The organism is Delftia sp. S65 (assembly GCF_016516495.1).
GTDB lineage: Bacteria > Pseudomonadota > Gammaproteobacteria > Burkholderiales > Burkholderiaceae_C > Comamonas > Comamonas acidovorans.
The window spans coordinates 1-20,522 of the sequence record NZ_JACVUR010000004.1 but is presented as its reverse complement, the minus strand read 5'-3'; the positions used below and the strand labels follow the sequence as shown (position 1 = coordinate 20,522).

Here is a 20,522-nt window from a genome sequence, read left to right as displayed (position 1 = left end):
AGAAAGCCCGGCATGGCCGGGCTTTCTTGCGTGGTCAACCGCTTGTGTGGCGGTCAGTTGCGGAAGAGGTCGAGGATGCGGTTGCGCTCCTCGGTGGCGGGCGGGGGCGTGGCGCCTGCAGCGCCGCCCGTGGAAGCGCTGTCCATGCCCAGGCTGCTGACGCCGCCGTTGCGCGCGTTTTCCTCGTAGTACCACTCGCCGCCCATGTTCACGACGCCAGGGGGCACAGGCATCTCTGCCACCGGCACGCCCTTGAGGGCATGCTGCATGAAGCCGATCCAGATGGGCAGGCTCAGGCCGCCGCCCGTCTCGCGGCTGCCCAGGTTGCGCGGCGTGTCGTAGCCGATCCAGGACACGGCGGCCAGCGTGGGCTGGAAGCCTGCGAACCAGGCATCCACCGAGTCGTTGGTCGTGCCCGTCTTGCCATACAGGTCGGGACGCTTGAGCGTGGACTGCGCGCGTGCTGCCGTGCCCACGCGCGCCACGTCCTGCAGCAGGCTGTCCATGATGAAGGCGTTGCGCGCGTCGATGGCCTGGGGCAGTTCCTGCACCGGGGGCGGCGTGAATTCGGACAGGATCCGGCCCTTGTGATCGGTGACACGGGCAATCAGCCAGGGGTTGACGCGGTGGCCGCCATTGGCGAACACGGAGTAGCCGGCAGCCAACTGCAGCGGCGTGACCGCTCCGGCACCCAGCGCCATGGTCAGGTAGGCCGGATGCTTGGCGGCGTCAAAGCCGAAGCGCGTGACCCACTCCTGGCCCTGCTTGGGTCCCACGGCCTGCAGCAGGCGGATGGAGATCATGTTCTTGGACTTGTTCAAGCCCGTGCGCATGGTCATCGGCCCGTCGTAGCGGCTGTCGTAGTTCTTGGGCTCCCATGGCTGGCCACCCGTCACGCCGGCGCTGAAGAACAGCGGCGCGTCATTGATCATGGTGGACGGCGAGAAGCCTTTTTCCAGTGCGGCCGAGTAGATGAAGGGCTTGAAGGCCGAGCCGGGCTGGCGCCAGGCCTGGGTCACATGGTTGAACTTGTTCTTCTGGAAGTCGAAGCCGCCGATCAGGGCGCGCAAGGCGCCTGTCTGGGGGACCAGGGCCACGAAGGCGCCTTCCACCTCGGGCAGCTGTGTGATTTCCCAGGTGTTCTTGGGCGTCTTGACCACGCGGATCACGGCACCGGGACGGATCTTGATGTTGGGCGGTGCCTTGGGGTTCAGGCCCGATTCGGCGGGCTTGAGGCCTTCACCCGTGATCTCGATCTGTTCGCCGTCGGCGCGTGCCGCCAGGATCTTGCGCGGATTGGCATCCAGCACCACGGCGGCGAGCACATCACCGTTGTCGGGGTGGTTGGCCAGGGTGTCGTCGATGGCATCTTCACGGTCTTCGGCGTCGGCCGGCAGGGCCACGAACTTTTCGGGGCCGCGGTACTTCTGGCGGCGCTCGTAGTCCATGATGCCGCGGCGCAGCGAGGCGTAGGCGGCTTCCTGTTCGCCGGCATTGATGGTGGTGTAGACGTTCAGGCCGCGCGTATAGGCTTCGTTGCCGTACTGGGCAAAGATCAGCTGGCGTGCCATCTCGGCCACGTATTCGGCATGCACGCGGGTGTTGAAGGAGCCCGTGCGGATCTTCAGCGGCTCGGCCTTGGCTTCAGTGGCCTGGGCGGAGGTGATGAAGCCGTTTTCCTCCATGCGCTCGATTATGTAGAGCTGGCGCGAGCGGGCGCGCTTGGGGTTGCTGATCGGGTTGTAGGCCGAGGGTGCCTTGGGCAGGCCTGCCAGCATGGCCGCCTCGGCCACCGTGATGTCCTTCAGTGGCTTGCCGAAATAGGCTTCACAGGCAGCAGCAAAGCCATAGGCCCGATTTCCCAGATAAATCTGGTTCATGTAGATCTCGAGAATCTGGTTTTTGCTCAACAGATGCTCTAGCTTAAAAGTCAGTAAGACTTCGTAAATTTTGCGTGTAAAGGTTTTCTCGGAAGACAGATAGACGTTGCGCGCCACCTGCATGGTGATAGTCGATGCGCCCTGGCTTTTCACGCGGCCCAGATTGGCCAGCGCGGCGCGGGCCATTCCCTTGTAGTCCACGCCGCCATGCTCGAAAAAGCGCGTGTCTTCAATGGCCAGCACGGCGTCGGTCATCACCTTGGGGATGTCCTGGATGGGAGTCAGCGTGCGCCGCTCCTCGCCGAATTCACCCAGCAGGGCGCCTTCGCTGGAGTACACGCGCAGCGGCAGCTTGGGCCGGTAGTCGGCCAGCTCGGAGACGTCTGGCAGGTTGGGATAGGCCATGGCCAGGGCCACAGCCACGGTCAGCATCAAGGCCAGCGCGCCGGCGACGGCGATGCCCGCCAGCCATAGCAAGGCCTTGGGAAACCAGTGCATGGGCTTGGATGGGGCGGAGCGAGGCTTTGCAGCCTGGGGTTCTCGGGAGTCTGAAGACGGCATGTCGCAGGGAGTGCTGAGGAGTGCCGCATTATAAAAATGCGTGCCCCAGAAGGACGGTAGGAGACGGCTGCACACGGTTGCCAGCATGGCCGCAAGCCACGCATCCTAAGCCAGGCGTGCAGGCCGACATGCAAGCAGGGGTGCATTCATGTCGCATTTGATGGCCCGCAATAATGTCTGTTTTTGGCCACTAGCGCCAAGCGTGCTCCGGCTGGCATGGTGAGCTGCGGACAGTCTTGCTGATAGCATTCAACCTATATGTGAAGGTTTGTTGCGTTCTTTACATACACAAGAAGAGGGAGGGCAAGTTGATTGCTATGGGATCCTTATTCAGTCGCCAGCCCGCACCTTTGCTAGGCATCGACATCAGTTCTTCGAGCGCCAAGCTCGTTGAGTTGTCTCGTGCCAAGTCGGGCGAACTGTTGCTGGAGCGCTGTGCCATCGAACCGCTGGAGCGGGGATGGATCACGGACGGCAACATCGAAAAGTTCGATGAAGTGGCAGAGGCTGTACGGCGACTGGTCAAAAAAAGCGGCACGCGGACCAAGAACGTGGCCATGGCCCTGCCGGCCTCAGCCGTGATCACCAAGAAGATTTCGCTGCCGGACGGCATGAGCGAGCAGGAATTGGAGGTCCAGGTCGAATCCGAGGCCAATCAGTACATTCCATTCTCGCTCGATGAAGTGAGCCTGGACTTCTGTGTCATAGGCCCGTCATCGAATTCACCCGGCGACGTGGACGTGCTCATTGCCGCATCGCGCCGCGAGAAGGTGCAGGACCGCCAGGGCCTGGCCGAGGCGGCCGGCCTCAAGCCCATGGTCATCGACATCGAGCCCCACGCCTCCCGCATGGCGGCTGCACGGCTGATCGAGCGCCTGCCCAATCAGGGCAACAACGCCCTTGTGGCCTTGTTCGAGTTGGGCGCCATGACGACCAGCATGCAGATCCTGCGCGACGACGAGGTGCTGTATGACCGGGACCAGGCCTTTGGCGGCGCACAGCTGACGCAACTGATCGCGCGCCAATATGGTTTCTCGCTCGAAGAGGCCGAGTCCAAGAAGCGCAGCGGCGAACTTCCGGAGGACTACGCGTCCGCCGTGCTCAAGCCCTTTGTGCAAAGCATGACGCAGGAAGTGTCGCGCGCACTGCAGTTCTTTTTCACCAGTACGCCCCACAACCGCATAGACCACATCCTGCTGGCAGGCGGCTCGGCCCCACTTTCCGGCCTGTCCGAGGCCATCACGCAGCAGACCGGATTTGCCTGCAGCCTTGCCAATCCCTTTGATGGAATGGAAGTCGGCAGCGGCGTACGCCTCAAGCGCATGTCGCGCGAGGCCCCCGCCTACCTGACCGCCTGCGGACTGGCCATGCGGAGGTTTGTGTCGTGATTCTGATCAATCTGCTTCCGCACAGAGAAGCAACACGCAAGCGACGCAAGGAAGCATTCCAGGCCACCATGGTCCTGTCGGCCCTGATAGGGCTTTTGATCATTGGTGCAGTCTATTGGTGGTACCAGATGATGATCGAGGCCCAGCAGGCAAAGAACAGCATGCTGCGCGCCCAGATCACCGTGCTGGAGTCTCAGATCAAGGAGATCGCCGGGCTGGAGGATGAGATCACGGCCCTGCGTGCACGTCAGAAGGCCGTGGAAGATCTGCAGTCCGACCGCAATCTTCCGGTGCACATGCTCAACGAGCTGGTGGCGCAGTTGCCCGATGGCGTCTACATCACCAGCATCAGGCAGGAAGGTCTGTCTGTGACCATGCAGGGTACGGCGCAGTCCAATGAGCGGGTTTCCGAAATGCTGCGCAATCTGTCCGAAGGAACGCCCTGGATCTCCAAGCCGGATCTGGTGGAGATCGTGGCCAGGACGGTCAATGTCACGCCCAAGGACCAGCGCCGCGCTGCTGCGTTCAATCTGCGCTTTCAACTGACGCGCGCCAGTGTGGCGGAAAAGAGCCTTTCGACGCCGGCCAACCCAGGAAAGCCCCAGTGATGGCCAAGAAGAAAAAGAAAGACATCGACTTCTCCGCACTGCAGGAGAACATCCAGCGCCAGTTCCGTGGTCTTGATCCCAATGACCCGTCGCGGTGGCCTGTGTTGCCGCGGGCGCTTTTGTGTGTGGCCATCGCGCTGGCTGTGGCCGCCGTGCTCTGGTATGTGCTGATCAAGGACTACGAAGACACCTTGGAGCAGGAGCGCAATACCGAAGTCACGCTGCGCCAGGACTTCAGCCAGAAGCTGTCCAAGGCCGTCAGCCTGGATGGCCTGAAGAAGCAGCGTGAACAGGTCCAGCAGTATGTGACGCAACTGGAAAAGCAATTGCCCAGCAAGGCGGAAATGGCGGCGCTGCTCTCGGATATCAATCAAGCAGGCCTGGGCCGCAGCCTGCAGTTTGAAACCTTCCGGCCTGGTGCGATGGTGGTCAAGGAGTACTACGCTGAGCTGCCCATTGCTTTGAAGGTGACTGGTCGCTTTCACGACATCGGATCATTCGCCTCCGATGTGGCCTACCTGTCGCGCATCGTGACCTTGAACAATCTCTCGATCGTCCCCGTGGGTAAGGAAGGCAGCGAAGTCTTGAGCATGGAGGCGACGGCACGGACCTTCCGCTACCTGGATGCCGACGAGGTGCAGGCGCAACGCGCGGCTGCAGGGAAGGGCAAGAAATAATGAGACACATGCGTTTCAGCGGCTGGCTCACGCTGGCAGCCTGCTTGGCCGTCTCAGGCTGCTCTTCTTCTGATCAGGAGGAGCTGCAGACCTGGATGGCCCAGGAAAGAGCCAATGCCAAGCCCCGTGTCAAGCCTTTGGAAGAGCCCAAGATCTTCACGCCCCAGGCCTATCTTGGTTCTGATGGCATGGATCCTTTCAATCCCATGAAGCTGATGCAGGTGCTGCGCAGGGAGTCTGCACAGACTAGCGCCAATACCACCCTGATTGCTTCCGAACTCAATCGCCGCAAGGAACCGCTGGAGGCCGAGCCTTTGGACGCAATGACCATGGTCGGCAGTCTGGACAAAAAAGGCGTGCCTACGGCGCTTGTCAGGGTGGGGGCTTTGCTGTACCAGGTTCGGGCAGGAAATTACCTGGGGCAGAACTACGGCAAGGTTACCCGGATCACCGAGACGTCCATCCAGTTGCGGGAAATAGTCCAGGACGGCAGCGGCGACTGGATAGAGAGAAATAGCACACTGGAGTTGCAGGAGGGAAGAAAATGATGGGCACACATCGAAGCATGTTGCACAAGGCTCGCTGGGGAATCGCCGTAGGCGGTTGGCTGCTTGGCTCCTTGGCATGGGCGCAGTCCGCGATAGAGTCGGTCTCCGGCTCGATTCAAGGGGGCACTGAGGTGGTGCGCATCGAGCTTTCCGAAGCGCTGGCGGCGGACCCGACCGGATTTGCAATCCAGTCGCCTGCACGAATCGCACTGGATTTCCCTGGCGCAACCAATGCCACGGGTAAATCGATGGTCGAGCTCAACCAGGGCAACCTGCGCTCCATCAATATTGTGGAGGCATCGGGCCGCTCCCGCCTGGTGCTGAATCTGAAGTCTGCTACGTCCTACCGCACTGAACGCCAAGGCAAGGCGCTGCTGATCCTGTTGGATCCGGTGGCAACGTCTGCCACAGTAAAGCCTTCTACGCAGCAGGGCGTGTTTGAAGCCAAGACAGCTTTTGGCAGTGATGTCCAACCCATTCGGGATGTTGATTTCCGTCGTGGCAGTGATGGTTCTGGCCGCATCGTCGTGGGGCTGAGCAATAGCCAGGTCGGCGTGGATCTGCGCCGCGAAGGCAAGGAGCTGGTGGTCGATTTTCTGCGCTCCTCCCTGCCTGAAGGATTGCGTCGCAAGCTGGATGTTGCGGATTTCGGAACGCCGGTGCAGACAATCTCTTCGGTGCAGCAGGGTGAGTCGGTGCGCATGCGCATTGCCCCTACAGGTGACTGGGAGCACAGTGCCTATCAAAGCGACAGCCAGTTTGTGATCGAGGTCCGCCAGAAAAAGGTGGATGTGAGCAAGCTCACGCAGGGACCCGGCTATAGCGGTGAAAAGCTCTCCCTGAATTTCCAGAACATCGAAGTGCGGTCGCTGCTGCAGGTGATTGCCGACTTCACGAACTTCAATATCGTGACTTCGGACACGGTTTCCGGGGCATTGACCCTGCGTCTCAAGGATGTTCCCTGGGATCAGGCGCTGCAGATCATCATGGATGCCAAGGGCCTGGGCATGCGAAAGTCGGGCTCGGTGCTCTGGATTGCGCCCAAGGATGAGATTGATGCGCGTACCAAGCGTGACTATGAAGCGGCGATGGAAATCCAGAAACTGGAGCCGCTGCGCACCCAGGGCTTTCAGCTGAACTATGCGAAGGCGGCCGATATTCTGTTGCAAATCACGACGAACACCAGTGGTGCGGGTGTTGGTGGAACTGCCACGAGATTTCTGTCCGAGCGTGGTTCTGCAATCTCCGAGCCTCGAACCAACCAACTCTTTGTGACGGACACCCCTGCCAAGCTTGAGGCCATGAAGGCATTGCTGGCGACGCTGGATGTGCCAGTGCGGCAAGTGCTCATTGAAGCGCGTATTGTGGAAGCCCGTGACACGTTCGGTCGTGCGCTGGGTGTGCGCCTCGGCGGCGGGGACTTGCGTGCCCAGCGCGGTGGTGATGGCGGCTATAGCATCGGCGGTGACAATCGTGTTGTATTCGGTACGGGGTTCGATAACGCAAATGCTTCAGCGGGTGCTGGAGGTACGGTCAACACTTCGGGCAGCTTCGTGAATCTTCCTGCCTCCGTGGCAGGTGTTGCAGGGTCTGGCACGTTTGCCATGTCCATCTTCAATGCTGCAGCCAATCGCTTCCTTACGCTGGAGCTTTCGGCAATGGAGGCCGATGGGCAAGGCAAGATCATTTCAAGCCCTCGTCTCATGACCGCTGACCAGACAAAGGCGCTGATCGAGCAGGGTACTGAATACCCATATTCAGTCACTGCTCCTAACGGAGCGACCACCATAGCCTTCAAGAAGGCGGTGTTGAAGCTGGAAGTGACGCCGCAAATAACTCCTGAAGGCGATATCATCCTGGATCTGGATATCAACAAGGATTCTCGCGGTGAAACAACGACCCAAGGTGTAGCTATTGATACCAAGCATATCAAGACGCAGATCCTGGTGCAAAACGGCGGCACCGTGGTGATTGGTGGCATCTTTGAACTGGAAGAAACCAATCAGGAAAACAAGATTCCGTTGTTGGGTGATGTGCCTGTACTGGGTAATCTTTTCAAGAGCCGCTCCAGGGCCTCTTCCAAGAGAGAAATGCTGGTATTCATTACACCAAAAATGATTTCTGATAGCGCTGCAAAACGCTGAGTGAAAATTTAGGGAGATTTCTGATGAAAAAGTTGTGGCTGGCCGCTTTGACGGCCTTTACGCTGGTCGCATGTGGTGGCGGAGGGGGAAATCCGGGCACCGGTGGTGGTACGGGAGGAGGAACCGAAACTCCGGCAGGAACCATGACGATTCAGGTGATCACTGGCGCGTCCTCCAGCGCGCAGGGTGTCATTTCGATCACCGCCTCTGAGAGCACCGCCAGGGCGCGTGCGACCTTGCTGGATGCCAAAGGCGCTGCAGTTGCCAATGAAATCGTGACGTTTTCGGAAGATGGCGGGAGTTTGTTGAAATTCAGCCCTGAATCCAGGACTGCCCTGACGGACAGCAAGGGCGTGGCTGAAGTGGAAATTTCAGCGGCCACCGCAACCTCGATCGGCGCGACCCGCGTCAAGGCCTCTGCCACAATTGCAACCAAGGAAGTGTCCGGCGGCCAGAATCTGGCCATTACGAGCGCACCTCCCACGGGCGATCCTCAGGCCTTGGTCCAGGCCATCAATTTCCTGGATGTGGTTCCGTCTGACAAATCCATCGTTATCAAAGGATCGGGTGGTAATGGGCGCTCTGAGACCGCCATCCTCCGTTTCAAGGTGGTTGATTCCAGCGGCAGCCCGATCAAAGACGTGGTTGTGGATTTCATGGAAGCCACAGGGGGTGTCCAGGTCAATATTGCCCAGGCTCGCTCGAACAATGATGGCATCGTGACCACGTCGGTATCATCCAAAAGCGCTCCCACTTCCGTTGTTGTGAGGGCAACGGTGAATGGTCGGAACGTGACGTCGCAATCAGATCTTTTGACCGTGACCACCGGTATTTCCACGCAGCGCGGCTTCGATCTTTCTGCCTCCAAGTTCAACCTGGACCTGGACCTTTCCGGTGATACATCCACACTGCGCATTGGCATTGTGGACAGCAACGGTAATCCGGTATCCGATGGCGTGCCTGTGGTCGCAACAGTGGACTTCGGCCGCGTTGGTTCTTCCAATCGTGGTGGCTGCCAGACAGTCAACGGACTGTGCACGGTGGACTACCAAGTGCAGAATCCGCGTCCTGCCGACGGTCAACTGATCAACGTGGCCATTTCGACTGTGCTGGGCACGGGCCAAGTCATCAGCGACAGCCTGTTCCTGAAGGCTACTTCGGTGGGCTGGCTGAGCCTGTACCAAAGCGGTGCGTTGGTCAATAAGTTGACGGTGAGCAAGCTGGATGCCACTTGTAATGCGATCTGGACGGGTGAACTAGGAACTCCTAAGGGCTTTCCTGCACCGGCCGGGACGACCATCGAGGCCAAATCCCTGGACACTAATGTGACGGTTTCCGTGTTCAACGGATCCCCGGTGCTTGATCGTGTCTCAGGCCGCAGCGGAGTTGCTTTCCAGGTGACTTCGAAGATTGGTACTCCTGCGGGCTCGACTCAAGTGCAGTTCACCTTCAAATCCAATAATAATGTGAGCACCTTGACCCTGCCCGTGGACTATCCGGCATGCGCGACAGCCACCACTCCGACAACCCCCACCACTCCGACAGCCCCTTGACAGGTCAAAGGCCGATCGCCCTGATCGGCCTGCCCGGCTCCGGCAAATCGACCATAGGGCGCCAGCTGGCGCGCCTGTGGTCGATGCGTTTTGTGGATGCGGATCATGTGGTCGAGCAGCGCATAGGCTGCAGCATCCGGGAGTTTTTCGAGCGCGAGGGCGAGCAGGCTTTTCGAGACATGGAGTCGCAGGTCATTGATGAGCTGTCGGCCTCCACATCCAGCCTGCTGCTGTCCACGGGCGGCGGTGTGGTGCTGCGCGAGCAAAACCGACGCCATCTGCATGCGCGCACCCAGGTCTTCTATCTGGATTGCACGCCAGAGGCCATCGCCGCGCGGCTGCGCAACGATGTGACGCGGCCCTTGCTGCAGGTGGAAGACCCGGCGCTGCGCCTGCGGGAGCTGTTGCTGCAACGCGAGCCGCTTTATCTGGAGACGGCTCACTTCGTGATCCAGACATCGGGTCTGTCTGTGGCGCAGGCTGCGCAGCGCATACGCATGCAGGCGGAACTGGCCTGAGCACAGTCAGGTGGAACACCAAAGGCCTCGGCACTTGCCGGGGCCTTTTTCTTTAAGATCGGCGGTTGCCGGGCGCGCTGCCGTGTCGCGCAATTCCTTTCACTCTTTCTGCCTTGGAGCGACACCATCTTGCCCACCGCTTCCTCCTTGCCTGCCGCCCAGGTCGTGACCATCGACCTGGGTGACCGTTCCTATCCGATCACCATCGGCACCGGCCTGCTGGACCAGGCCGCGACCTATGCCGCCCTGCCTTCTGCGGCCCAGGCCGTGATCGTCAGCAATGATGTGGTCGCGCCGCTCTACGAGCCCGCACTGCGTCGCGTGCTGGAACAACGCTACCGCAGCGTGCGTACCGTGGTGCTGCCCGATGGCGAGGCCCACAAGGACTGGCAGACGCTGAACCTGATCTTTGACGACCTGCTGTCCGGCGGCTGCGACCGCAAGACCGTGCTGTTCGCGCTGGGCGGTGGCGTCATTGGCGACATGACCGGCTTTGCCGCCGCCAGCTATATGCGCGGCGTGCCCTTCGTGCAGGTGCCCACCACGCTGCTGTCGCAGGTGGACTCGTCGGTGGGCGGCAAGACCGCCATCAACCATCCGCTGGGCAAGAACATGATCGGCGCCTTCTACCAGCCGCAACTGGTGGTTTGCGACCTGGCTTCGCTGGACACGCTGCCCGTGCGCGAGCTGAGCGCCGGCCTGGCCGAGGTCATCAAGTACGGGCCGATCGCCGACATGGACTTCCTGGCCTGGCTGGAGGAGAACATGGATGCCTTGCTTGCCCGCGACCGCACGGCACTGGCGCACGCGATCAAGCGCAGCGTGGAGATCAAGGCCTGGGTCGTGGGGCAGGACGAGAAAGAGGCTGGGCTGCGCGCCATTCTCAATTTCGGCCACACCTTCGGGCATGCGATCGAAGCCGGCATGGGCTATGGCAACTGGCTGCACGGCGAAGGCGTGGGCGCCGGCATGGTCATGGCGGCCGAGCTGTCGCAGCGCCTTGGCCTGGTGGATGCCGCCTTTGTGCAAAGGCTGCGCGTGCTGATCGAACGTGCGGGCCTGCCCGTGCGTGGCGCCGTACTGGATGCGCGTGACAACGCTGGCCGCTATCTGGAGCTGATGCGCGTGGACAAGAAGTCCGAGGCGGGCGAGATCCGCTTCGTTCTCATCGACGGGCCGGGAAAGGCCGTCATGCGCTCGGCACCCGATGCCTTGGTGCGCGAAGTCATAGACGCCTGCTGCGCCTGACGCGCGGCGCCGGGGGCAAGCCGGAACTGCTAGAGTGCCCTTGTCAGCATGATGAGGCGATCGAATGCAGAAACAGGCCCTGGCCCCCTATGCCTGCAACCCGGCGTTCAGCCGGGGGCGGCGTTTCCCGGAGGCGCCTACGCCCACGCGCAGCGATTACCAGCGCGACCGGGACCGCATTGTCCATTCCTCGGCGTTCCGGCGACTGGTCTACAAGACCCAGGTCTTCGTCAACCATGAAGGCGACCTGTTCCGCACACGGCTGACGCATTCGCTGGAGGTGGCCCAACTGGGCCGCTCGGTCGCCCGGTCGCTGCAACTGGACGAGGATCTGGTCGAAGCCATCTGCCTGGCCCACGATCTGGGCCACACCCCCTTCGGCCATGCGGGCCAGGACGCGCTCAATGCCTGCATGCAGCCGCACGGCGGCTTCGAGCACAACCTGCAAAGCCTGCGCGTGGTGGATCGGCTGGAGGAGCGCTATCCGGCCTTTGACGGCCTGAACCTGAGCTTCGAGACGCGCGAGGGCATTCTCAAGCACTGCTCGCGCACCAATGCCGAGCACCTGGAAGCGCGGGAGCCCGGTGGCGTGGCCCAGCGCTTTTTGCTGGGCCGGCAGCCTTCGCTGGAGGCCCAGCTGTGCAATCTGGCCGATGCCATTGCCTACAACGCCCATGACGTGGACGATGGCGTGCGCTCCGGCCTGATCACCATGGCCCAGCTGCGCGAGGCCGTTCCTTTGTTCGCGCGCTATCACGATGCAACGCTGGCCGAGCATCCCCAACTGGGCATGCCTTTGGCCGAGCGCCGACTGCTGTACGAAAGCATCCGCCGCATGCTCAGCGAGCAGGTCTATGACGTGATCGCCGCCACGCAGCAACGCATTGCTCAGGCGCGGCCCTGTTCGGTCGATGAGGTGCGCGCACAGGCTGGCCCCCTGGTGGGCTTCAGCGATACCATGAGGCAGCAGTCGCTGCAGCTCAAGCAGTTCCTGTTCCGTAATCTCTATCGCCACGAACAGGTGATGAAGACCATGGACGGCGCGCAGCAGGTGGTGGCCGAGCTGTTTGCGGCCTACATGGTTGAGCCCGATCGCATGAAGCCGCGTTTCGTGCAGCGGGCCATGCTGGCCGAGGACGTATCGGCGCGTGCGCGGGTGGTGGCCGACTTCATCGCCGGGATGACGGATCGCTACGCGGCCCGGGAGCATGAGCTGCTGACAGGCCTGCGCCTGCTGGGCTGAGAAATCCGAGCACCGGCATCGCCCGGGCGGCGCGGCTAGAATGCGGACCCTGCGTGACAGGGCAGGGAAGGGTTCCTGGACGGTTTCGCAATGTCTGGGGGCGCAGTGCCCCCGTTCGCATTTTTGAAGGGCACAGCCATGACCGATACCAACCACGAGATTCGCGCGGCCGAGTTTCCGCCTGTCACCGTGATCGAGGATACGGTGCACTGGCTCGAAAAGGCCGTGATCGGCCTGAACCTGTGCCCTTTCGCCAAGGGCGTGCACATCAAGGGCCAGATCCACTACACGGTCAGCCAGGCCACCGACGCCGAGGGCGTGGCGGCGGACCTGCACCGCGAGCTGGAGGCGCTGGCCGAGGCCTCGCCTGAGAAGCGCGACACCACGCTGCTGATCCTGCCCCATGCGCTGCAGGAGTTCCTGGACTTCAACGATTTCCTCGAAGTGGCCGACGCCATGGTCGAGGAACTGGACCTGGGAGGCATCCTGCAGGTGGCCTCGTTCCATCCGCAGTTCCAGTTCGAGGGCACCGAAGCCGACGACGTCACCAACTGCACCAACCGCTCGCCCTATCCCACGCTGCACCTGCTGCGCGAGGACAGCATAGACAAGGCGGTCGAAGCATTCCCCGAGGCGGAGTCCATCTACGAGCGCAACATGGAGACGCTGGAGAAGATCGGCATCGAAGGCTGGCTGGACATGGGCGTGGGCGCGCGCTGCCCCGTGGCGCATGCAGCCAAGCCGGGCGCAGCCGAATGAAGGCGCGCCAAGGCAAGCCTGCCGCGAAACCCGAGCAGGATGTGACCGAGCAGCTGGGCCTCAAGCCCGGCCAGTCCATCGAACTGCTCAAGGCTCTGCACATCCTCACGCGCGAAGGCAAGATCAACCAGGACTCGCGGCGCAAGCTCAAGCAGGTCTACCACCTGTACCAGTTCATCGCCCCCATCCTCGAAGAACTGTCGGCCGACGACCATGCGGTCACCCTGGCCGACCACGGTGCCGGCAAGTCCTACCTGGGCTTCATCCTCTACGACCTGTATTTCAAACCGCTGGGGCGCGGCCATATCTACGGCATAGAAACGCGCGCGCCGCTGGTGGAAGCTTCACAGAAGCTGGCCGCCGAGCTGGGCTTCGACCGCATGGGCTTCCTCAACATGTCGGTGGCCGAATCCACGCATGCCGACTTCATGCCTGCGCAATTCGACGTGGTCACGGCCCTGCACGCCTGCGACACCGCCACCGACGATGCCATCGCCTTCGGCCTGGAGAAAAAGGCCAAGGCCATGGTGCTGGTGCCCTGCTGCCAGGCCGAGGTCGCTGCCTGCCTGCGCCAGACCAAGGCGCTGAGCCTTACGCGCACGCCGCTGGCCGAACTGTGGCGCCATCCCATACACACGCGCGAAATGGGCAGCCAGCTCACCAACGTGCTGCGCTGCCTGTACCTGGAAGCCTGTGGCTACCAGGTCACCGTGACCGAGCTGGTCGGCTGGGAGCACAGCATGAAGAACGAGCTGATCATTGCGCGTTATACGGGGCAGAAAAAGCGCAGCTCGGCCGAACGGCTGCATGCCCTGCTGGCGCAGTTCGGGCTGGAGCAGACGCTGGCGCACCGCTATCCTCATCTGCCGGCCCCCGCACAGGCCGTTCCCGCCTGATCGGTTCCTAGCCGATGGCTGCGGCACCGGGCATCGCCCGGTACCAGGCAATCCCCTCACCATCGATGCTGCGCTCCACCTGCCCCGCATGCATCAAATGATTCAGGCAGGCCAGGCTCTCGCCCGTGGCCATGCCCAGCAGGGCGGGGCTGGATTCGCTGATGGGGCGTGAGAACAGGGCGCCGAAGACATCGACGGCGCGACGCGGTTCGGCCAGTGCGGCCAGCAAGCGGGCGTTGGCGCGTTCCTGGCCTGCGGCCAGTGAATCGATTCGTGCATGCAGGCCGCGAAAGCAATCGCCATGCGCGGGCAGGACGAGCACATCGTCGGGCACTTCGCGCCTGACCTTTTCCAAAGAATCCATCCAGTCGGCCATGGGGTTGGCGTCTGGCTCCATGGCATGGACCGAGACGTTGGACGAGATGCGCGGCAGCACCTGGTCGCCCGAGATCAACAGCTTGAGATCGGGGCAGTAGAGGCTGGCGTGCTCGGGCGAGTGGCCGCTGCCGACCACCACGCGCCACAGGTGCTTTCCTATGCGCAGTTCCTCGCCGTCGTGCAGGCGGCGGTAGCTGTCGGGCAGGGCGTGGATGTGCTTGCCGAAGTTGCCGAAGCGGGCGCGGTAGGACTCCAGGGCGCTGTCGCTCCAGCCTGCGCGGCGGTAGAAGGCGATGGCGTCGGGCGGCGCCTCACGGCTGCAGTCCGAGACCACGACGCGGCAGTTGAGGTACTCCAGGCGCGTCATGTACAGCGGCACATGGAACTTGCGCGTCAGCCAGCCGGCCAGGCCCACATGGTCGGGGTGCATGTGGGTGACCAGCACGCGCGTCAGCGAGCGGCCGTCGGTGGATTGGGAGAACAGCGCGCGCCAGGTAGCCACGCCTTCGTCGGTGCGCGCGCCGGTATCGACGATGGCCCAGCCCTGGCCGTCATCGATGGCCCAGAGATTGATGTGATCCAGCGCATAGGGCAGGGGCATGCGTATCCAGAGCACGCCGGGTGCGACCTCCAGCGTCTGCCCGCGCTGCGGTGGCGCCTCGAACGGGTAGTCGAGCACCGGCTTGGGCGGCGCATCCGTGGCGTGCGAGGCGTTCGGGGCTTGGGCTTTCTGGTCCATGGGGTTCCTTGTTCAGTCGCTGAGGTGGCCGGGTGCTCCCCGGCTGGCAGCGCATCCCCGCAACGATACGCCTGCCGCTGCTGCCTTGCTGTCACGGGCTCGTCACAGGCCGCTCCTACAGTGCACGGGTCAATCAACAGGGGGAGGGCGCGGCCGTGCTGCGGGGTCCCCTGCCTACAGAGGGATATCCGCATGAAATTGAAGATGTTGTGCAGCGCGCTGGCTGGTGCCTCGCTGCTGTTGAGCGCCTGTGGCGGCAGCGACGGTTCGTCCGCAGCCGCTCCGACCAAGAACGTGCTGTTCTTCCTGGGTGACGGCATGGGCATCACCACCATGACGGCCGCACGCATCTACAGCGTGGGTGAAGACGGTGAGCTCACCATGGACAAGCTGCCCGAGACGGCCTTCGTCCACACCTTCTCGAACGACGCCCAGGTGACGGACAGCGCGCCCTCGATGGCCGCCTACATGACCGGCGTGAAGATGAACAACGAAGTCATCTCCATGACGCCCGACACCAAGGCCACGGACGCTGCGGGCAAGGCCTATCACACCAACTACGACAGCACCTGCCCCAGCGGCAACGGCCAGGCCGTTCCCACCCTGCTCGAGCAGATGAAGTCCGCCGGCTACGGCACGGGCGTGGTCTCCACCGCGCGCATCACGCATGCCACGCCGGCAACCACCTATTCGCACGTCTGCCACCGCGATGCGGAGAACACCATTGCCGCGGCCCTGGTGCCCGGCGGCTCCGGCTACAACAGCAAGCTCGGTGACGGCGTGGACGTGATCCTGGGTGGCGGCTCCTACTACTTCACGCCCAAGGCCGACGGCGGCCGCCGCAACGACAGCCGCAACCTGGTCGCCGAGTTCAAGACGCAAAAGTACAGCTACGCCGCCAACAAGAGCGAGTTCGACAAGCTGCCCGTGGACGGCAGCAAGATCGCCGGCCTGTTCACCAAGGACCACATGGCCTATGACCTGGACCGCGATGCGACCAAGGAACCGAGCCTGGCCGAGATGACGGGCAAGGCCATCGACGCACTGTCGGCCAAGAAGAAGGGATTCTTCCTGATGGTGGAAGGCGGCCGCATCGACCATGCGCTGCACGCCACCAACGCGCGCCGCGCGCTGCAGGACACCGTGGCCTTCGACAACGCCATCCAGACCGCGCTGGACAAGATGGCCAAGCTCGATCCGGGCCTGAAGAACACGCTGATCGTCGTCACCGCCGACCATGACCACACGCTGCACCTGAACGGCTATGCCGCGCGCACCGGCAAGACCGAGGCCGGCAAGCCCGGCGTGCTGGGCCTGGTCAAGAACTACGTGGATGGCAAGGCCTCCACCGACGTGGACGGCAATCCCTACACCATCCTGGGCTTCGGCAACGGTCCCAAGCGCCTGGCCACGCGGGGTCCCATCGACGCTGCCTCGCTGGAAAGCCCCGACTACCTGCAGGAGGCCGTGGTGCCCCTGGCCTCCGAAACCCACGGCGGCGGCGACGTGTTCCTGGGCGCGCAAGGCATGGGTGCCGATACGTTCTCGGGCGTGATCGACAACACCACCGTCTTCACGCTGATCAAGAAGAGCATCGGCTTGTGATGCCGCACGCTGCAATCAAGGCACTCAAGGAATTCCACATGCATCCGATCCTCCAAAAGACCTCCCTCGCCCTGGCTGCGGCCGGCGCGCTGGCGCTGCTGGCACCTGCCGCCCATGCGGCTGGCGAGGCCAAGAACGTCATCTTCTTCCTCGGCGACGGCATGGGCCCGGTCACCGTGACCGCCGCGCGCATCTACAAGGGTGAGAAGCAGCTGGCTGCCAATCCCACGGCACTGACCAGCAGCGAGCGCGCCACGCTGACCATGCAGTCTCTGCCTTACGCCAGCCGCGTCAAGACCTTCTCGCGCGATGGACAGACCACGGACAGCGCGCCTTCGATGGCGGCCTACATGACCGGCGTGAAGATGAACAACGAAGTCATCTCCATGTCGGCCGAGACCCTGGCCTATGCGGCCAACGGCCAGCAGTACATCAACGGCGAGGACACCACCTGCCCGGCCGGCAACGGCCAGCCCGCGCAGACCCTGCTGGAACTGTCCAAGGCCAAGGGCCGTGCCGTGGGCGCCATCTCCACCACGCGCGTGGGCCATGCGACGCCTGCGGCCACCTACGCCCACATCTGCAACCGCAATGGCTACAACAGCATTGCCGAGCAGTCCGTGCCCGGCCATGCCAACTACAACGCCAAGTTGGGCGACGGCATCGACGTACTCATGGGCGGCGGCCAGCGCAACTACCTGCCCAAGTCGGTCAACCCCAGCAGCAAGCGCACGGACACGGCCAACCTCGTGGACATGATGAAGGCCAAGGGCTACGCCTATGTCGCCAAGGGCAGCGAGCTGTCGGCCCTGGACGCGACCAAGGCCCCCAAGCTGCTGGGCCTGTTCACGCAAAGCGAAATGGCCTACGAGCTGGACCGCGTCAAGCAAAGGCTGGACGAGCCCAGCCTGTCCGACATGACCGGCAAGGCGCTGGACGTGCTCAGCCGCAATGACAAGGGCTTCTTCCTGATGGTGGAAGGCGGCCGCATCGACCACGCACTGCACGGCACCAATGCCAAGCGCGCGCTGGAGGACACGCTGGCCTTCGACCGCGCCATCGAGACCGCCATGGCCTACATGGAAAAGAAGGACCCGGGCCTGAAGAACACGCTGATCGTCGTCACGGCCGATCACGACCACAACATGGTGTTCAACGGCTACTCCAAGATCGGCAATCCCATCCTGGGCAAGGTGCAGGACTACCAGACCGGCCAGATGGCCAAGGCCCAGGACGGCAAGCCCTACACCACGCTGGCCTTCGGCAACGGCGGACGTCCCAACGCCACGGCCTCCAGCCAGGTCAATGCCGAAGATGGCAACAAGCCCTGGATCGCTCCCACGCGCGGCGCCTCGCGCGACGACGTGACGGCCGTGGACACCACGGACGACAACTACCTGCAGGAAGTCGGCCTGAACCTGGGCACGCCGGGCTCCGAGACCCATGGCGGCGGCGACGTGATGCTGTTCGCCGGCGGCGCAGGCGCCAAGATCTTCAAGGGCACGATGGACAACACCAAGGTGTTCTCCAAGGTCCGCGAAGCCGCTGGCCTGTAATTGTTTCTTCCTTCGTTGGCTGCTTGCCAACCCCTGGCCGGAGCCGTGGCACATGCGTGTGCCCGGCCCCGGTTTTTTCGCATTGGCTGGATTCCATGACGCTTTCCCTTCCGGCGCCGCGTGCGGCGCGCCACATCTACGCGGCCGCGCTGCTGGCCTGTTCCGTCTCCGCTGCATGGGCCGCCGAGCCGGCCAAGGCGGCGGCATCCACACCCACGGCCGCAGTCCCTGCGGATTCCGTGGCCCGCACCACGGCCGCCGTGCAGGCCACGCCCGAAGCCGACCTGCGCATCACCTATGAAGCCATGAGCGTGGGCAGCGACGGCGTGCAGCGAAGCAGCGTCTATACCAACCGTGTCTATCGCCGCAAGGCCCAGCTGTGGATAGAGCGCGAAATGCCCGCCGCCCTGCGCCAGAGCCAGGAGCACGGCCACGACCATGCCCACGGCCCGCACGCCGGCCACGCCCATGACGAGGCCCGCGCCGCACCCCTGTCCATCCGCCGCGCCGATGACGGCAAGGTCGGCGTGGAAGTCATCCTGGCCAAGCTGCGCCGCGTCATCAGCGTGGACCTGGCCCACCACGGCAACGTGGGCTACGGCGGCTCCTTCGACAACGTGTACTGGATCGTGCCTCCCACCGCGCTGCAGGGCATGGAGCGCGTGGGCAAGGCGCACAACGGCGTGCAGCGCTACCGCGGCACGGCAGGCGAACAGACCACCGTCATCGACTGGGACGTGGCCAACCAGTTCGCCCGCCGCGTGGAGCGCAGCGACTCCCACGGCACCGAGCGCATCGTCGTCACCGCCACCAAGCTGCCCGCACCGCTGGCCCAGCCCTGGAAGGCCATCGAAGGCTACGACAAGGGCGACTACTCCGATCTGCTGGATTGAAATGATTACCCCCTGAGTCGCTTCGCGCCTTCCCCGTTGCACGGCGCCCCTGAAGGGGGACGACACCCTCGGTGCGGGGCGGCGCGGCCGGCTTAGGCCCTTCCTCGGTGTCCCTGAGTTGGGCCGCGCTCGTTCGTGCGATGTGGGCGGTGCTTAGCAATAGGTCGGTGCTCCAATGAAAAAGAGCTGCACGCAGCAGCTCTTTTATACGGAAACGAAGGTCAGACTTGCGCCCCGGAGTCCTTGACGACCTTGCTCCACTTCGTCGATTCGGCCTTGATGTAGGCGAGGAATTCGGCCGGCGTGTCGATCACGACATCACCGCCCTGGTCGTTGATCTTCTTGACCACGGCCGGGTCCTTGAGCACCTTGGCAATGGCCGTGTACAGGCGCTGCTGCACGGCGGCGGGCGTCTTGGCCTGGGTCCACAGGCCGAACCACGAAGTGGCCTCGTAGCCGGGCACGCCGGCTTCGGCCACGGTGGGCACATCGGGCAGTTCGGGCGAGCGCTTGGCCGTGGTCACGGCGATGGGGCGCAGCTTGCCCGAGCGCACATGCTGGATGGCCGAGGGCATGTTGTCGAACATGATGGCGATCTGGTTGCCCAGCAGGTCGGTGATGGCCGGGGCGCTGCCCTTGTAGGGCACGTGCACCATGTCCAGGCCCGTCATGGAGCGGAACAGCTCGCCCGACAGGTGGATGGAGCTGCCGCTGCCCGAAGAGCCGTAGTTCAGCTTGCCGGGGTTGGCACGCGCATAGGCGATCATTTCCTTGACGGTCTTGAACGGCTGGCTGGGGTGGGCCACCAGCAGGTTGGGCACGTTGGCCACGCGCGTCAGGGGCGAGAAGTCCTTGATGGGGTCGAAGCCGGGCTTGGCGTAGAGCGCGGCATTGATGGCATGCGTGCCCACGGTGCCCATGAACAGCGTGTAGCCGTCGGCCGGTGCACGTGCGGCGGCCACGGCGCCGATGTTGCCGCCAGCGCCGGGCTTGTTGTCCACGATCACGGTCTGGCCCAGCTCCTGCTGCAGCGCCTGGGCGACGATGCGCGCCAGGATGTCGGTGGTGCCGCCAGCGGCAAAGGGCACGAGGATGGTGATGGGCTTGCTGGGGAAGCCGTCCTGGGCCAGGGCGGCGGTGCCGGACAGGGCGCCGAGCGCGGTCAGGGATGCTGCGGCCAGCGCCTGCAGGCCACGGCGGCGGGTGAAGTGAGTGGTTTGATCGGACATCGAGAGGTCTCCTGATTCGGCAATAAGGTGGATGGCCGGGCCCGGCAACGCCGGGCTGGGCCAGGGCAAGGCCCTGTGTGGCGCCCGCCTGTGCAGGCG

17 protein-coding genes are annotated in these 20,522 nt (G+C 63.3%); 14 read left to right on the top strand and 3 right to left on the bottom strand.

What is annotated here, in order from left to right; all coding sequences use genetic code 11:
• Positions 1–53 precede the first annotated feature (53 nt).
• Positions 54–2,378, bottom strand: coding sequence for a penicillin-binding protein 1A (locus tag IAE24_RS05190; protein ID WP_013800758.1), 2,325 nt, complete (start codon positions 2,376–2,378; stop codon positions 54–56).
• 371 nt (positions 2,379–2,749) lie between these two features.
• On the opposite strand from IAE24_RS05190, the gene IAE24_RS05185 reads away from it, so the two are divergent.
• The 11 genes from IAE24_RS05185 to IAE24_RS05135 all read left to right on the top strand — a co-directional run bounded on the left by IAE24_RS05185 (position 2,750) and on the right by IAE24_RS05135 (position 14,023).
• Positions 2,750–3,829, top strand: a complete 1,080-nt coding sequence (locus IAE24_RS05185; RefSeq protein WP_034347621.1) for a pilus assembly protein PilM — start codon at positions 2,750–2,752, stop codon at positions 3,827–3,829.
• Positions 3,826–4,437: a PilN domain-containing protein gene (locus IAE24_RS05180; RefSeq protein WP_199959332.1), complete on the top strand. Its 612-nt coding sequence runs from the start codon at positions 3,826–3,828 to the stop codon at positions 4,435–4,437. The genes IAE24_RS05185 and IAE24_RS05180 overlap by 4 nt, the downstream gene beginning before the upstream one ends.
• A complete protein-coding gene (locus IAE24_RS05175) occupies positions 4,437–5,114 on the top strand; it encodes a type 4a pilus biogenesis protein PilO (protein WP_034397004.1) in 678 nt (225 codons plus the stop codon). The genes IAE24_RS05180 and IAE24_RS05175 overlap by 1 nt, the downstream gene beginning before the upstream one ends.
• Positions 5,114–5,662: a pilus assembly protein PilP gene (locus IAE24_RS05170; RefSeq protein ID WP_034397003.1), complete on the top strand. Its 549-nt coding sequence runs from the start codon at positions 5,114–5,116 to the stop codon at positions 5,660–5,662. The genes IAE24_RS05175 and IAE24_RS05170 overlap by 1 nt, the downstream gene beginning before the upstream one ends.
• On the top strand, positions 5,659–7,806 hold the full coding sequence (pilQ, locus tag IAE24_RS05165; RefSeq protein WP_199959334.1) for a type IV pilus secretin PilQ: 2,148 nt from the start codon (positions 5,659–5,661) through the stop codon (positions 7,804–7,806). The genes IAE24_RS05170 and pilQ overlap by 4 nt, the downstream gene beginning before the upstream one ends.
• A gap of 23 nt (positions 7,807–7,829) precedes the next feature.
• On the top strand, positions 7,830–9,359 hold the full coding sequence (locus IAE24_RS05160; protein ID WP_199959336.1) for a hypothetical protein: 1,530 nt from the start codon (positions 7,830–7,832) through the stop codon (positions 9,357–9,359).
• Positions 9,356–9,877: a shikimate kinase gene (locus tag IAE24_RS05155; RefSeq protein WP_096916777.1), complete on the top strand. Its 522-nt coding sequence runs from the start codon at positions 9,356–9,358 to the stop codon at positions 9,875–9,877. The genes IAE24_RS05160 and IAE24_RS05155 overlap by 4 nt, the downstream gene beginning before the upstream one ends.
• A gap of 129 nt (positions 9,878–10,006) precedes the next feature.
• Positions 10,007–11,125 carry a 3-dehydroquinate synthase gene (gene aroB, locus IAE24_RS05150; RefSeq protein ID WP_034397001.1) on the top strand — a complete coding sequence of 373 codons (1,119 nt, stop codon included), beginning with the start codon at positions 10,007–10,009 and terminating at the stop codon, positions 11,123–11,125.
• A gap of 64 nt (positions 11,126–11,189) precedes the next feature.
• Positions 11,190–12,368, top strand: coding sequence for a deoxyguanosinetriphosphate triphosphohydrolase (locus tag IAE24_RS05145; RefSeq protein ID WP_199959337.1), 1,179 nt, complete (start codon positions 11,190–11,192; stop codon positions 12,366–12,368).
• Between the two features lie 138 nt (positions 12,369–12,506).
• Complete coding sequence (locus IAE24_RS05140) at positions 12,507–13,127, top strand: DUF1415 domain-containing protein (protein WP_012207370.1); 621 nt, start codon at positions 12,507–12,509, stop codon at positions 13,125–13,127.
• Positions 13,124–14,023, top strand: coding sequence for a class I SAM-dependent methyltransferase (locus IAE24_RS05135; protein ID WP_013800768.1), 900 nt, complete (start codon positions 13,124–13,126; stop codon positions 14,021–14,023). Before IAE24_RS05140 ends, IAE24_RS05135 begins: the two co-directional genes overlap by 4 nt.
• Positions 14,024–14,030: 7 nt before the next feature.
• Here IAE24_RS05135 and IAE24_RS05130 read toward each other — a convergent pair whose 3' ends face one another.
• Positions 14,031–15,140: an MBL fold metallo-hydrolase gene (locus IAE24_RS05130; RefSeq protein ID WP_199959348.1), complete on the bottom strand. Its 1,110-nt coding sequence runs from the start codon at positions 15,138–15,140 to the stop codon at positions 14,031–14,033.
• A 192-nt stretch (positions 15,141–15,332) separates the two neighbouring features.
• Here IAE24_RS05130 and IAE24_RS05125 point away from each other — a divergent pair, with 192 nt between their 5' ends.
• From IAE24_RS05125 to IAE24_RS05115, 3 genes are all read left to right on the top strand, one after another.
• The gene (locus IAE24_RS05125; protein ID WP_043822237.1) at positions 15,333–16,745 is read left to right on the top strand and encodes an alkaline phosphatase; all 1,413 of its coding nucleotides are present in this window, start codon (positions 15,333–15,335) and stop codon (positions 16,743–16,745) included.
• A 38-nt stretch (positions 16,746–16,783) separates the two neighbouring features.
• Positions 16,784–18,301: an alkaline phosphatase gene (locus IAE24_RS05120; protein WP_199959350.1), complete on the top strand. Its 1,518-nt coding sequence runs from the start codon at positions 16,784–16,786 to the stop codon at positions 18,299–18,301.
• A gap of 95 nt (positions 18,302–18,396) precedes the next feature.
• Positions 18,397–19,194, top strand: a complete 798-nt coding sequence (locus tag IAE24_RS05115) for a hypothetical protein (protein WP_199959352.1) — start codon at positions 18,397–18,399, stop codon at positions 19,192–19,194.
• Between the two features lie 221 nt (positions 19,195–19,415).
• Here IAE24_RS05115 and IAE24_RS05110 read toward each other — a convergent pair whose 3' ends face one another.
• Positions 19,416–20,423, bottom strand: a complete 1,008-nt coding sequence (locus tag IAE24_RS05110) for a Bug family tripartite tricarboxylate transporter substrate binding protein (RefSeq protein ID WP_012207363.1) — start codon at positions 20,421–20,423, stop codon at positions 19,416–19,418.
• Positions 20,424–20,522 lie beyond the last annotated feature (99 nt).